This window comes from Chelonobacter oris, assembly GCF_000772535.1.
GTDB classification, from domain to species: domain Bacteria; phylum Pseudomonadota; class Gammaproteobacteria; order Enterobacterales; family Pasteurellaceae; genus Chelonobacter; species Chelonobacter oris.
In genome coordinates this window covers 319,574-333,348 of sequence record NZ_JSUM01000003.1, presented here as the reverse complement: position 1 = coordinate 333,348, position 13,775 = coordinate 319,574, and the positions used below count along the sequence as shown (strand labels likewise).

Annotated in this window: 12 protein-coding genes and 1 tRNA gene; 6 read left to right on the top strand and 7 right to left on the bottom strand. The window is 46.0% G+C overall.

Annotated elements, in window-relative coordinates; genetic code table 11:
- Position 1: 1 nt before the first annotated feature.
- On the bottom strand, positions 2 to 592 hold the full coding sequence (gene grpE, locus OA57_RS02950) for a nucleotide exchange factor GrpE (protein WP_084589854.1): 591 nt from the start codon (positions 590 to 592) through the stop codon (positions 2 to 4).
- Positions 593 to 776: 184 nt separating this feature from the next.
- On the opposite strand from grpE, the gene OA57_RS02945 reads away from it, so the two are divergent.
- Positions 777 to 1,703 carry an NAD(+) kinase gene (locus OA57_RS02945; protein WP_084589853.1) on the top strand — a complete coding sequence of 309 codons (927 nt, stop codon included), beginning with the start codon at positions 777 to 779 and terminating at the stop codon, positions 1,701 to 1,703.
- 86 nt (positions 1,704 to 1,789) lie between these two features.
- Positions 1,790 to 3,466 (top strand): DNA repair protein RecN, encoded by a 1,677-nt coding sequence (gene recN / locus OA57_RS02940; RefSeq protein ID WP_034613213.1) that lies wholly within the window; start codon positions 1,790 to 1,792, stop codon positions 3,464 to 3,466.
- Between the two features lie 28 nt (positions 3,467 to 3,494).
- Here the strand turns inward: recN and pdxR are convergent, their stop codons facing one another.
- Entirely contained in the window at positions 3,495 to 4,943 is a 1,449-nt protein-coding gene (pdxR, locus tag OA57_RS02935; RefSeq protein ID WP_034613210.1) for a MocR-like pyridoxine biosynthesis transcription factor PdxR, read from the bottom strand.
- 117 nt (positions 4,944 to 5,060) lie between these two features.
- Here pdxR and pdxS point away from each other — a divergent pair, with 117 nt between their 5' ends.
- Positions 5,061 to 5,948, top strand: coding sequence for a pyridoxal 5'-phosphate synthase lyase subunit PdxS (gene pdxS, locus OA57_RS02930; protein ID WP_034613208.1), 888 nt, complete (start codon positions 5,061 to 5,063; stop codon positions 5,946 to 5,948).
- A complete protein-coding gene (gene pdxT / locus OA57_RS02925) occupies positions 5,949 to 6,533 on the top strand; it encodes a pyridoxal 5'-phosphate synthase glutaminase subunit PdxT (protein ID WP_034613205.1) in 585 nt (194 codons plus the stop codon). It abuts the gene before it with no gap.
- A gap of 62 nt (positions 6,534 to 6,595) precedes the next feature.
- Here pdxT and OA57_RS02920 read toward each other — a convergent pair whose 3' ends face one another.
- The 3 genes from OA57_RS02920 to OA57_RS02910 all read right to left on the bottom strand — a co-directional run bounded on the left by OA57_RS02920 (position 6,596) and on the right by OA57_RS02910 (position 8,559).
- On the bottom strand, positions 6,596 to 7,228 hold the full coding sequence (locus OA57_RS02920) for an OmpW family outer membrane protein (RefSeq protein WP_034613203.1): 633 nt from the start codon (positions 7,226 to 7,228) through the stop codon (positions 6,596 to 6,598).
- A gap of 286 nt (positions 7,229 to 7,514) precedes the next feature.
- The gene (locus OA57_RS02915; protein WP_034613200.1) at positions 7,515 to 8,180 is read right to left on the bottom strand and encodes a methyltransferase domain-containing protein; all 666 of its coding nucleotides are present in this window, start codon (positions 8,178 to 8,180) and stop codon (positions 7,515 to 7,517) included.
- A 302-nt stretch (positions 8,181 to 8,482) separates the two neighbouring features.
- Positions 8,483 to 8,559 (bottom strand) — tRNA-Val (locus OA57_RS02910).
- 225 nt (positions 8,560 to 8,784) lie between these two features.
- Here OA57_RS02910 and OA57_RS02905 point away from each other — a divergent pair.
- Positions 8,785 to 10,152: an L-cystine transporter gene (locus tag OA57_RS02905; RefSeq protein WP_052122343.1), complete on the top strand. Its 1,368-nt coding sequence runs from the start codon at positions 8,785 to 8,787 to the stop codon at positions 10,150 to 10,152.
- 72 nt (positions 10,153 to 10,224) lie between these two features.
- Here the strand turns inward: OA57_RS02905 and OA57_RS02900 are convergent, their stop codons facing one another.
- Together OA57_RS02900 and glnS are read right to left on the bottom strand one after the other, a co-directional pair.
- A complete protein-coding gene (locus OA57_RS02900; RefSeq protein ID WP_034613197.1) occupies positions 10,225 to 10,659 on the bottom strand; it encodes a YcgN family cysteine cluster protein in 435 nt (144 codons plus the stop codon).
- A 65-nt stretch (positions 10,660 to 10,724) separates the two neighbouring features.
- Complete coding sequence (gene glnS, locus OA57_RS02895) at positions 10,725 to 12,407, bottom strand: glutamine--tRNA ligase (protein WP_034613196.1); 1,683 nt, start codon at positions 12,405 to 12,407, stop codon at positions 10,725 to 10,727.
- Between the two features lie 183 nt (positions 12,408 to 12,590).
- Between glnS and OA57_RS02890 the strand changes: the two genes are divergently transcribed.
- A complete protein-coding gene (locus OA57_RS02890) occupies positions 12,591 to 13,772 on the top strand; it encodes an efflux RND transporter periplasmic adaptor subunit (protein ID WP_034613193.1) in 1,182 nt (393 codons plus the stop codon).
- The last annotated feature ends 3 nt before the right edge of the window (positions 13,773 to 13,775 follow it).

Sequence of the window (13,775 nt, the reverse complement as noted above, 5' to 3'; positions counted from 1 at the left end):
TTTAGGCAGCGACCATGACCATCGCAGGCCGAATCACGCGCCCGTTCAATAAATAGCCTTTTTGTAATACCTGCGTGATCTGATTGGCACTAAAGCCTTCTGTCGGCTGCATTGAAATCGCTTGATGCAATTCCGGATTAAAGGTTTCGCCAATTGCACCTACCGCCTCAATACCGAATTTGTTCACCGTGGCAATCAAGGATTTATACGTTAACTCAACACCGGCAAAAACCGCTTTAATGCTTTCATCTTCTTCGGTTTGCGATTTGGCTTCCAATGCCCGTTCCAGATTGTCGATCACCTCCAACAGCTCTTTGGAAAACTTCTCCAAGGCAAAATTATGTGCTTTTTCCACATCCGATTCGGCACGACGGCGAATATTTTCCACTTCGGCACGACTTCTAAGCTGAACGTCCTGTACTCGTTTGTTGCTTTCTTCCAGTTGCTCTTCCAACTCCTGCACACGGGCAATCGCCTCTTCCAACGGATCCTGATTCATACTTTCAAGATCATGCGCTTGCGCCTCTGCGGCTGTTGTCGGGTTTTCTTCGCTCACCGCATCTACTTTTTTTTCTTCAGATACATCAGACATTTTCTTCTCCATGTTTTATGCCGAAATAAATTCTTCCGCTCAATTATTTTAACCAAAAGCCCGCTTCAGGGTAACCCCCGACAAATGATATAGTGCTTTCAATTGCGACTGTTTTTGTTAATATAGGGATTAAATTGACTATTTCAAGCGATATCTGCTTTTTACCGTTTCATGAGTAATATAAATGAACAATCTGTCTCCCCCTACCACAATGCCGCCGCAACAGGGCAAACCGCGTTTTCATACGATTGGACTGGTCGGGCGTCCACGCAACGATAACGCATTGCAAATGCATAAAAATATTTATCAATGGTTGAGCGAACGCCATTATGAAGTGTTGGTGGAAGAAGATATCGGCAAAGATTTGTCCATTGCTGAAAATCATATTGCGCCGATCGAACAAATCGGGGAAAAAGCGGATCTCGCCATTGTTATCGGCGGAGACGGCAATATGCTCGGCACCGCCCGCATACTTGCCCGCCATGACATCGCCGTGATCGGCATCAATCGAGGGCATCTTGGATTTCTTACCGATATTGATCCGAAACATGCCTATTCCCAGCTGCATTCGGTTCTGGAAGAAGGCGATTACTTTATTGAAGAGCGGTTCCTGCTGGAGGCGGTTGTCGAACGGGATAATCAATTAATCAATCTAAACAATGCCGTCAATGAAGTTGTGATTCATCCGGCCAAAATTGCACACATGATCGATTTTCAGGTCTATATTGACGATAAATTTGCCTTTTCCCAACGCTCCGACGGCTTGATTATTTCAACGCCGACCGGTTCCACCGCTTATTCGTTATCGGCAGGCGGCCCCATTTTGACCCCACAACTGAATGCCATTGCGTTGGTGCCGATGTTTCCGCATACCTTGTCGTCAAGACCGCTGGTTATCGACGGCAACAGCGTTATTTCCCTACGCTTTGCACAATATACCGTCCGCCAACTGGAGATCAGTTGCGATAGTCAGGTGGCGCACGCCTTTTCGCCCGATGATAAGATCATTGTACGCAAAAGTCCCGATACTCTGCGTCTGCTGCATTTGAACGACTATAATTATTTTAATGTATTAAGCGCTAAACTCGGCTGGCTGCAAAAACTGTTCTAAGCATTTTTGAAAAAATACAAAAACCGCTTTACTGGATAAAAAAACAGTATAAAATAACTGTATAAATAACCAGTAAAGAGGTTGCTATGTTAACTCAGCTGACTATCCAAAATTTTGCTATCGTCAATCAATTACATCTTGCCTTGCAACAGGGCATGAGCGTGATTACCGGCGAAACCGGCGCCGGTAAATCCATTGCCATTGATGCACTCGGACTTTGTCTGGGCGAACGTGCCGACAGCAGTATGATTCGTCACGGGCAGACCCGCGGCGAAGTACAGGCAAGCTTTGATATTCGAAATAATGCACCTGCCTTGCACTGGCTGCAACAATACGAACTGGAAGATCTCGATACACCAGCCCAATGTAGTTTACGTCGCGTTATCCGAAACGACGGTCGCTCCAAAGCCTTTATCAACGGTTATCCTGTGCCGATCGCACAATTGCGTGAGCTAGGTGCGCACTTGATTCAAATTAATGGTCAACACAGTGCGCAATGTTTATTAAAAACCGAAGAACAGCTTGTGCTGCTTGATCAGTTTTGTGATAACGCTCCCCTGTTGCAACGCATGGCGGAAAGTCATCAACAGTGGAAACAGGCAAAACAGCAATTGAATCTATTTCGACAGCATGCGGCTGAAAACGAAGCAAAACGCCAGTTATTACAGTATCAAGTAGAAGAACTGAACGAATTCAATCTTCAACCCGATGAATTTTTACAGCTGGAGGAACAACAACGCTGTTTAGCCAACGCAGAACGCATCACCCAGCTGTCGCAGTCGATCAGCCTGCTGTTAAATGAAAACGAAGCGGTGAATATCGAATCAATGCTACATAAATCCGAACGCTATTGTGAAGAATTGCTGCAAATGAGCACTCAATATGCAAATTTACAAAATCTGCTGCAAAACGCACTGATTCAAGTACAGGAAGCAACTTCCGAGCTACAGACGCTCTCCGGCGGTTTGGAACAAGAGCCGTATCTGCTGGCGGAAATCGAACAACGCCTTGCTACAGCCTTGCAATTGGCGAAAAAACATCATGTTGCGCCGGAGCGGTTACATCACCATCATACAGCGCTCAAATCACAACTGGCCGAACTGACAAGTGCCGAGGAAGGGGAAGAACAGCTGCAACAGCAGCTTGAAAGTGCGGTTGTCGTCATGCAACAGGCTGCCGAAACACTGTATCAGGCACGCATGTCCGGCGCTAAAAAACTATCCGCCGAAATGACAGGGCTGATTAAACAATTAGCGATGGAAAATGCCGAATTTGAGATCCAATTGACACATAACAACACCATAATCGGTGCACAAGGCGCCGATGATATTGTTTTTATGCTGCGCAGCAATTTAGGCCAACTATCACAGCCGCTTGCTAAAATCGCCTCCGGTGGGGAACTCTCGCGCATAGCGCTGGCATTACAAGTGTTGAGTGCCGATAAATTAGCAACACCGACTCTCATTTTCGATGAGGTAGATGTCGGGATCAGTGGGGCAACGGCAACAGTGGTCGGACATTTAATGCGGCAACTGGGTAAAAAATGCCAAATTTTATGTGTAACCCATCTGCCGCAGGTCGCAGCGCACGGTCATCATCATTTCAGCGTACAAAAGTTCACCCACAATGGCGAAACCATGACGGAGATGAACGCACTCGACAACAAAGCGCGGATTCACGCACTTTCTCGTCTGTTAAGCGGAAGCGAAGTGACCAATACTACCCTCGCCAATGCCAAAGAACTACTGAAACTGGCAAGCTAGGTTTTGCATGCGGTTGCCTTGCCAGTGTTCAGGCAGCCGCTTCGCCTTCATAACCCCAAGCATTCATCAATAGCGCTACCGCCTCATGTAATTCATCGTGTTCGAGATTGCCGAATCCGAACGAAAAATATTTTTTATCCGTATTGTGCTGTTTCACCGGATAAAGTTTGATACCGCACTTTTCCGCCAACATTTGTAATTGCGCTACCGAACGGGATTCTTGATAAAGATCGAGCAGCAAATAAAATCCCGAATGTTCGCCGTGATAACGGATAACATGGCGATAAGGCTGTAATAATCGGCAAAGCAGTTCCATTTTTTTACGGTAATTGGTACGCATTTTATGAATGTGTTTTTCAAACTCTCCCGATTGCATAAACTGTGCCAAAATATGTTGGGTCAGGCGTGGAACGGTGTTGTTCAATAAGCCGAAAGTGCTTTGATAGAGCGGCAACAAAGATAACGGTAACACCATAAATGTGACTCGCAATGAAGGCATCAATAATTTTGAAAACGAACCGAGATAAATCACTTTACTTTGTGTACTCAAGCTGCTGTCCAAGTGCTGTAACGACGGAATCGGTTTGCCTATATAACGGAATTCACTGTCATAATCGTCTTCAATGATATAACGATCATCTTGTCGGTGCGCCCACTCCAACAGCTGATGGCGTTCATTCACCGACAAAATATTGCCGTAAGGGTATTGGTGAGACGGGGTGAGGTACAGAATATTCACCGCACTTTGAACCAATAACTGCAAATCGATCTTCGGTTCCGACCTGAACGCTTGATTAAACAGCGGTAATTTCAGTAGCGGTTTACCAAACAGCATCAAAAGCTGTTCCACCACCGGATAGCCGTATTGTTCCATGGCATACTGTAAACATTGCCCCGGATAACGCTGATCGAACAGCAAAATCAATTGGTTGATACAAGTTTCCACACCTGCTCCCAGCACAATTTGCTCGATTGAGCAACTCACCCCTCGCGAAGCATACAAATACTGCCGGATTTGTTCACGCAGCACCGATTCGCCCTGCTTCTCTCCCAAGCAAAGCAAGTGGCGGTTGGCGGCACTCAAGCTGTTTTTAACCGTTTTTTTATAGCGTGAAAACGGAAAAAGTGCGGTATCGACCCGATGAGGGTTTAGATCATAACGGAAATATCGTTCTATTTTTGTCACCGGCGATAGCGGGGTTTTCTGATTTTGAATAAAAAACTGCTCGGTATGGAAATGGACAAAAAACCCCTTACGTGCCCGCGACTCAATATAACCCTCCGCCAATAATTGCCCGTAGGCGGTTTCTACCGTATTTAAACTTAGTGTTAAATAATCCGCAATTTTTCGCTTGGAAGGCAACTGTTCGCCATAAACCAAGCGGCCGTTGGTGATCTCTTGTTTAATTTGCCGATAGAGTTGAACATATAACGGCTCTCGCCTTTGCTTATCCAATTGAAACGTCATGTTTTTCATTACAAACCCGGCTTACTGATCTCATTAAAATAGATAAAACTGGCTCTTTTAATCATATCTGAATCAATGAAAATAGCACAAGCATAACATCAAAATCAAACTCAAGGAGAACGACACATGGATAAAATTCGAGGTAACGACACGGTCAAACGCGGCATGGCGAAAATGCAAAAAGGCGGTGTGATTATGGACGTCGTCAACGCAGAACAAGCCCGCATTGCCGAAGCGGCCGGTGCTGTCGCCGTCATGGCGTTGGAACGAGTCCCGTCCGATATTCGGGCGGCCGGCGGCGTTGCCCGTATGGCAAATCCGAAAATTGTGAAAGCCGTGATGAATGCCGTATCGATTCCTGTGATGGCGAAAGCCCGAATCGGACATATCGCCGAGGCTCGTATCTTAGAAGCGATGGGTGTGGATTATATTGATGAAAGCGAAGTATTGACACCGGCAGATGAAGAATTTCACCTGTTGAAGCGTGATTATACCGTGCCGTTCGTTTGTGGTTGCCGTGATTTGGGTGAAGCGCTGCGCCGTATCGGCGAAGGTGCGGCAATGCTGCGCACCAAAGGCGAACCCGGCACCGGCAATATCGTCGAAGCCGTTCGTCATATGCGCAAAGTCAATGCGCAGGTCAGAAAAGTCGTTGCCATGAACGACGATGAACTGATGACCGAATCCAAATTGCTCGGCGCCCCTTTTGAGTTGCTGTTACAACTAAAACAAGCCGGTAAACTGCCGGTAGTCAATTTCGCTGCCGGTGGTGTTGCCACCCCGGCTGATGCCGCATTGATGATGACGTTGGGGGCTGACGGTGTCTTTGTCGGTTCCGGTATTTTCAAATCGGATAATCCGGAAAAATTTGCCCGTGCGATTGTGCAGGCAACCACCCATTATCAAGATTATGATTTGATCGCCCGCTTATCCGAAGAATTAGGTGACGCCATGAAAGGGCTGGATATTGCCAAATTGAGTGCCGAAGATCGAATGCAGGAGCGAGGTTGGTAAATGCAAGACTACTCCGCCGCCACTGTCGGCGTATTGGCATTACAAGGTGCGGTCGGCGAACATCTTGATCAACTGAGCCGCTTGGGTGTAACCGCACTTGCCGTGAAAAAGACTGAACAATTGGCGCTGCTCGATGCCCTGATTTTGCCCGGCGGTGAAAGCACCGCCATCGGCAAACTGATGCGCGAATATGGATTTATTGATGCCATACAACAGTTTGCCGCCTCAGGCAAACCGCTCTTCGGCACTTGCGCCGGCATGATCTTATTGGCAAAAAACATTTATGGCGGCGAAAAACCGCACTTGGGATTAATGGATATTCAGGTAGAACGCAATGCGTTCGGACGGCAGGTGGACAGTTTTCAAACCGCGCTGAACATACACGGTTTATCAACTCCGTTTCCGGCTATTTTTATTCGTGCGCCTTATATCCGCCGCCTGCTGTCCGATAAAGTAGCGTGTCTGGCGGAAATTGACGGCAATATTGTGCTTGCCCGTCAGCATAATCTACTGGCTTGTTCATTTCACCCCGAATTGAGCCAAGATGATCGCATCATGAGGTTATTTCTCGAAATGTTACCATAAAAAATACAGGTTTTGCCCAATGTGAGCAAAACCTGTACTTTAAAAGTGCGGTATCCGCAAATTTAGAATCGATAGCCTAAACCAATGAAGTAAACCATCGGATCCAAGGTAACATCGGCTCTTTGCTCTTGTCCGCCCAATTTAAATGTGGCTTTAGTTTTGATTTTTGCATACCAAACCGAGGTATTTAAAAATAAGTTATCGGTTAAACCAATATCAACCCCGGCATTCACCGCAACGCCCCATGAATCTTTCAATTTCAAATCGGTTACGGCTGCAAAAGTGGATTTTTCACTGAAGAAAGTGGTGTAATTGACACCGGCGCCTAAATAAGGGCGTGCTTTAGCGTCCTTATCCAAAAAATAATATTGCAAATATAAACTCGGCGGCAACTGTTTGGTTTTACCGACTTTACCGACGCCCGGCAATGACAATTCATGACTGAACGGTGTTGCAGCCAACAGCTCGACCCCTAAATTATCAGTGATCATATACGTGCCGGTTAAACCCAATTGGGCATTACTGTTCACATCAAAATCATATTGCATCGCATTGCCCGCATGATTTTTAGTCGATGCGTCCGGCACGACCAAAATCGGACCGCCGCGAACAATAACACTGCCTGCCTCATGTGCCAAAGCCGAACCACAGCCAAGTGCGGCCGCCAGTGCAAATGCTAACGTTGCTTTTTTCATATTGGTTTCCTCTTAAATCATGAATCAATCACAGATATTCAACTGCTACCCTGCGCTAGCAGCCGCTTCAATATACCTCTAATTAAGTAGATCAAAAATGACATAAATCAAATTTGAATTTTTTAATAAAAATAAAATATTGATCCGTTTATTTTTTACCAAATTTCCTTATTTTTGTTTTTTGATCCTGATACCAAATTGCAAATCAATGATTATTTTTTAAACAAACCTTGCTTGACCGAAAAAAACCACGCTACTGCGTGGCTTATCATACCGATGAGTACTGTTACCCGATTTTTTTACCTCGCGCACGAAATATCGCCACAGCCCCCTCAAGCCGAATCTCTACCTGTTCAAAAAAAGAGGCCAACACGCTTTCCAAGCCGTCCATCGTGTCATGATAATTATTAAAAATCCCTTTTTTATTATAGATTTTCATCAACTTACTGCCAAAAGCATTATGTGTAACCCCATTGCCAAGAATAGTCGCACCGTATAGTACTCCGTCATTTTTCAATATCGGCACAATATTGCCAATCGCCGCTTTTTTGTCCGTCATCGTGCCGGGTAAACAATGCAAGACATAAAAAAGGGAAATCGAATCAAAATGGTTTTCCATACGTTGCGGAAACGGCTTGAAAATATCTTGTTGAATACAATCTCTCATCTTATGCGGCTCTAAACATTTTTTGGCATAACTCAAACTATGGCGATTCAAATCGGCAAAAGAAATCTGCCGAATCCGATCAGCCGCTTTCTTCGGATAAAAACCGGTTCCCACGCCGATATCCAAATGATTTTCGCCGATATTGTTGCTGAAGTGCGGCAAAAGATATTTTTGAGTATGACAGCGCCAAGCATATCGATTGGATAAATTAAGCACCCACCAATCATATAATTTAAGTGAAAGCGGGGTATAAACTTTAATGCCGTTTTTTGTGTCTAAAGACATATGATTTACCTTATTATTTTATCACTATAATGACAGAATATTAAAATTTCTATTTTAATCAAAAGCTTATTATTTAGGGTCATTCTAGCGCGTTTCTCAAATTGAGAAAACAACACAAGTGCATATAAATCAATGGAATAATAGAGCAAGTGTATTTTTCAGTAAATAATCAACCCGAATACCCAGGCAATATTAAAAATATTCAGTTTTAAGCAAGTACACCAAATATTAACCGTGATCGTAAGTATTCGGCATTAATATAAACTGCGAGATTTAGAATGAGTTTTTGAAATGAAATAAGATGGTGCGACCGGGTGGACTCGAACCACTGACCCCCACCATGTCAAGGTGGTGCTCTAACCAACTGAGCTACGGTCGCATTTTGAAGTGGCGCTATAATAGCGATTTTCCGGTTAAGGAACAAGTACTTTTTTACTCTCGGAATCCGATTGTTATTTTTTTAGACAAACTGCCAATAAAATAACCTTTTTACTCGGCATTTATTATACTCTTACGGAATAATTTATCGCTTATTTTGATTTGTCTTTTCGACATAACACGTTATGCTAACGGCCTTGATTACCTACTCTGAACGGAGTTCATTATGTCATTCGCCCTGCTGCTGAATCTGGCAGTTTTTTTCGTTTTATTATTTGTGCTATACCGCTTTAAAAAACAAGGTAATTCGTTGGCCGTCACCGTGCTGCTGGCGTTGGTGCTCGGCGTTGGATTCGGTATTGCGCTGCAAAATCTGTATAGCGAGCAAAGTGCGGTCGCTAGTCTTGACTGGATTAATCTGATTGGCGGCGGTTATGTGCGTCTGTTGCATATGATTGTCATGCCGTTGGTTTTTGTTTCCATTTTGTCGGCAATCAGTAAGTTGCATGACGCCGGCGGTTTAGGCAAGATCAGCGTCAGTATCCTGTCGGTATTACTGTTCACCACCGCCATCGCGGCCTTAGTCGGTATCGGTTTCAGTGCGCTGTTCAATCTGAATGCCGACGGCTTAATCGCCGGCGCGCGTGAAATCGCTGCGCAGGAACGTGTCTTGGGGCGGGTCGATCAAGTTGCCGATTTAACCATTCCGGCTATGCTGTTATCGTTTATTCCGCGTAATCCGTTTGCAGAATTAAGCGGTGCCAATCCAACGTCCATTATCAGCACCGTAATTTTTGCCGCTTTCTTGGGTATTGCAACCTTGCGTTTGCGTAAAGAAAACAGCGATACGGCGGAACGTATCACGCAAGGAATCGACAGCCTGAACAAATTGGTGATGAGCTTGGTGCGGATTATCATCAGTTTAACACCTTACGGTATTTTGGCGTTGATGACCCGTATGGCCGCCACCTCCAGTTGGGCGGATATTCTCAATCTGCTGAATTTTATCATCGCCTCTTATCTGGCTATCGGTGTAATGTTTATCGTACACGGGGTTTTGTTGGCATTCAGCGGCATCAATCCGATCGCTTACTATAAAAAAGTGTTGCCGACCTTACTGTTTGCCTTTACTTCCCGCTCCAGTGCGGCAACCATTCCGTTAAATATCGAGACCCAAACCAATAAACTGGGAAATGCCGGCACTATCGCCAATTTCTCGGCGACATTCGGGGCGACTATCGGGCAAAACGGCTGCGCCGGTATTTATCCTGCGATGTTAGCATTTATGGTTGCACCGTCGGTGGGTATCGATCCGTTGGCACCGCACTTTATCCTTTCGTTAGTCGCCATCGTTACCATTTCCTCATTCGGGATTGCCGGTGTCGGCGGCGGCGCAACCTTTGCCGCGATTGTCGTGCTTTCCACGATGGGATTACCGCTGACATTGGTCGGTTTGCTGATTTCTATCGAACCGTTGATTGATATGGGCAGAACCGCACTTAACGTCAATGGTGCAATGACGGCAGGCACATTAAGCAGTAAATGGTTGAAACAGAGCGATTTAGCATTATTGGCAAATAACAAAGCAGAATAAAAAACCGCACTTTCAACAGAAAAACCCGATTATTCAATAGTATAATCGGGTTTTTTAATTGCAAAACACAACCTACAACTCTTCGATCACATGATCAAACCAGTCAATCACATCTTTTTCATGAATGCCGTTTTGGATTGGTACACCGGCGAGTTTCACCGATTCGGGATTACCCGAAATCAGCGGGTGCCAGTCGAATAACGGTTTATTTTCGTAAAGCAGACGGTAGGCGCAAGTTTTCGGCAGCCAGCCGAAATCAGGCAGGTTTTGCTTGGTCAGTTTAGTGCAATCTTCTTCCAGCTCAAACCGTTGCGGATAGTTTCGGCATTTACCGTTTTTCAAATCCAATTGATTGCAGGCAATGTCGGTGAAATAAATCCGCTCGTGCTTGCCGTAACCATCGAGAATTTTGCGATAGCAGCATAATCCGCAGCCGTCACACAGCGCTTCCCACTCCTGTTCGTTCATCTCCAGTAGAGATTTTGTCTGCCAAAACCGCTCTTTCATCTGCTCTCTCAAATAAAAACAGGCATAATAAACTATGCCTGATTTTATGTTACGCCGTCGGTTAATTAAAAACCACTGCTCTCTTTCAAACTGACGGTCAAATTGAATACTAACTTTTCCGCCGTCGAATCACTGCTGTCGGCACAGAAATAACCTTCACGTTCAAACTGATAAGCGTGTTCCGCTTCGGCATTCGCCAAATTGGTTTCAACGACGCCGTACACCACTTTCAGCGAGTTCGGATTCAGCACCGACAGGATATCTTCCTCCGCCCCCGGATTCGCCACGGTAAACAAACGATCATACAAACGGAACTCCGCCGTTTTATTGTTTGTTGCCGAAACCCAATGGATCACGCCTTTGACTTTGCGCCCGTCACTCGGGTTTTTGCCCAGTGTTTGCGGATCATAGCTGCAATACAGGGTGGTGATATTGCCGTCGGCATCTTTTTCCACCCGCTCCGCCTTGATCACATAAGCATTGCGCAACCGCACTTCTTTGCCCAAGACCAGACGTTTATATTTTTTATTCGCTTCTTCACGGAAATCCGCCCGATCGATGTAAATTTCACGTCCGAACGGCAATTGACGCTCGCCCAATTCAGGACGGTTCGGGTGATTAGCGGCGGTCAGCCATTCTTCGTCTGCGGTATAATTTTCAATCACGACTTTTAGCGGATCGAGGACCGCCATCGCCCGCGGCGCATTGGTATTCAAATCGTCACGGATACAAGCTTCCAATGCGCTGAATTCGACCATATTCTCCTGTTTGGTCACACCGATACGATCGCAAAATTCACGCAATGCCGCCGGGGTATAACCGCGACGACGCAAGCCGGAAACCGTCGGCATACGCGGGTCATTCCAACCGTCGACGATTTTGGACGTAACCAGTTGTAATAATTTGCGTTTCGATGTCAACGTCCCTTCCAGATTCAAACGGGAAAACTCATACTGATGCGGTAACGGACGTTCAATCGAAATATTTTCCAACACCCAGTCATACAAGCGACGGTTGTCTTGAAACTCCAACGTGCATAACGAATGCGTAATACGCTCAATCGCATCGGAAATACAGTGGGTAAAATCGTACATCGGATAGATACACCATTTATCGGCCGTTTGGTGGTGATGGGCAAATTTGATCCGATACAGCACCGGATCACGCATCACCATAAACGGCGACGCCATATCGATTTTGGCCCGCAGGCAGGCTTTGCCCTCGGCAAATTCCCCTTGGCGCATTTTTTCAAACAGCGCCAAATTCTCTTCCACACTGCGTTCACGGTACGGGCTGTTTTTGCCGGCTTCGGTTAACGTGCCGCGATATTCACGGATCTCCTCCGGCGATAATTCGTCCACATACGCCAAGCCCTTGTTGATCAGTTCGACGGCATAGCCGTAAAGCTGATCAAAATAATCGGAGGCGTAACGTACTTCCCCTTGCCATTTAAACCCTAGCCATTCTACATCTTGCTTGATCGAATCCACATATTCCACATCTTCTTTTACCGGATTCGTATCGTCAAAACGCAGATTGCATAATCCCTGATAATCTCTGGCAATCCCGAAATTCAGGCAGATTGATTTCGCATGGCCGATATGCAGATAGCCGTTCGGCTCCGGCGGAAAACGGGTATAAACGCCGGTGATCTTTCCCTGCGCCAAATCTTCATCGATAATATGGCGGATAAAATTGGACGGACGGTGTTCTGCTTCATTCAGCGCAGAAACTTCAGGCTCGCTCATAGCACTCCTCAAATAATGTGTTCTATTTGTTATAAGAAATTTGTCTATTCTACACTGTTTGCCGACAGAACAAAACCGCTTGTCTGCCTGCGTCGCGGATTAAACCGGATTAAGCAATTCTTAAGAATTTAATGGTATAGTGTGCAAACTTGGCAAATATTCCATTTAACCTGACGAAAAACTATGAACCCGAACAAACGAAAAACCGTTGTTATTGCCGTTCTTGTGCTGGCAACTCTTTTTGGCGGTTACCATTACCTGCAAAGCCAAAGCAATAATAACGACAACACCACCTACATGACTGAGCGTGTTAAGCGCACCGCACTTTCCGCCAGCGTTATCGCCACCGGTACGGTGCGCAGCAATAACCGCGTGGAAGTCGGCGCCCAAGTCTCCGGTCAATTGACAAAGATTCATGTACAGCTGGGGCAAAAAGTCAAAAAAGGGGATCTGATTGCCGAAATTGATTCCAAAAATCAGGACAATGCGTTGAGTACCGCACTTTCACAGCAAGCGTCCTATCAGGCGCAATTGGCAGCGGCGAAAGCCAATCTTGTCGCTATGCAGTCTTCTTATGATCGGATTAACCGCCTGTACAAGCAGAAATCCGCCACTCAGGACAGCCTTGAAACGGCACGCGTTAATCTTGCCAATGCGCAATCCGGCATCGCACAATTGGAGTCATCGATTAAACAAGCCGAGATTTCGGTTGCGACGGCACAAACCAATTTGGACTATACCCAAATCGTCGCCCCGATTGACGGCACGATTATTTCCATTCCGGTATCCGAAGGACAAACCGTGAACGCCAACCAAACCACACCGACTATCGTACAGATTGCCGATTTGAGTAAAATGCTGATCAAAGCCGAAATCTCGGAAGGCGATATCACCAAAGTCAACGCCGGCATGAAAGTGCGGTTTACCACCTTGGCCGAGCCGAATCAGGCGTACCATTCCGAAATCGTTTCCATCGATCCGGCGCTGACCACCTTGACCGATAACGAATATAACGAATCCGCCAGCGACAGCAGCGCCGTCTATTTCTATGCCAATATCCTGATCGATAATCCTGATGAAAAATTGCGAATCGGCATGACCACACAAAATACGATAACAATTGTCGATGTGGAAAACACGTTGGCGATTCCGACCATGGCGATTCAAAAAGTCGGCAACCGATATCAAGTGCGGGTATTGACGGCAAACAACACGGCGGAAACCCGTGACATTGAAATCGGGATCAGTGACGACATCAACACCCAAGTGTTGTCAGGCTTGCAAGAGGGCGACAACGTCATTTCCGCTGAAATGCAAGCGGGCGAATCCGTCGGCAATAGCGGCCAGATGCGCATGCGCTTTTAATCG

Excerpts from the sequence above, each read along its gene's own strand:
- grpE (WP_084589854.1), bottom strand. The coding sequence starts at position 592 with ATGTCTGATGTATCTGAAGAAAAAAAAGTAGATGCGGTGAGCGAAGAA.
- OA57_RS02945 (WP_084589853.1), top strand. The coding sequence starts at position 777 with ATGAACAATCTGTCTCCCCCTACCACAATGCCGCCGCAACAGGGCAAA.
- recN (WP_034613213.1), top strand. The coding sequence starts at position 1,790 with ATGTTAACTCAGCTGACTATCCAAAATTTTGCTATCGTCAATCAATTA.
- pdxR (WP_034613210.1), bottom strand. The coding sequence starts at position 4,943 with ATGAAAAACATGACGTTTCAATTGGATAAGCAAAGGCGAGAGCCGTTA.
- pdxS (WP_034613208.1), top strand. The coding sequence starts at position 5,061 with ATGGATAAAATTCGAGGTAACGACACGGTCAAACGCGGCATGGCGAAA.
- pdxT (WP_034613205.1), top strand. The coding sequence starts at position 5,949 with ATGCAAGACTACTCCGCCGCCACTGTCGGCGTATTGGCATTACAAGGT.
- OA57_RS02920 (WP_034613203.1), bottom strand. The coding sequence starts at position 7,228 with ATGAAAAAAGCAACGTTAGCATTTGCACTGGCGGCCGCACTTGGCTGT.
- OA57_RS02915 (WP_034613200.1), bottom strand. The coding sequence starts at position 8,180 with ATGTCTTTAGACACAAAAAACGGCATTAAAGTTTATACCCCGCTTTCA.
- OA57_RS02905 (WP_052122343.1), top strand. The coding sequence starts at position 8,785 with ATGTCATTCGCCCTGCTGCTGAATCTGGCAGTTTTTTTCGTTTTATTA.
- OA57_RS02900 (WP_034613197.1), bottom strand. The coding sequence starts at position 10,659 with ATGAAAGAGCGGTTTTGGCAGACAAAATCTCTACTGGAGATGAACGAA.
- glnS (WP_034613196.1), bottom strand. The coding sequence starts at position 12,407 with ATGAGCGAGCCTGAAGTTTCTGCGCTGAATGAAGCAGAACACCGTCCG.
- OA57_RS02890 (WP_034613193.1), top strand. The coding sequence starts at position 12,591 with ATGAACCCGAACAAACGAAAAACCGTTGTTATTGCCGTTCTTGTGCTG.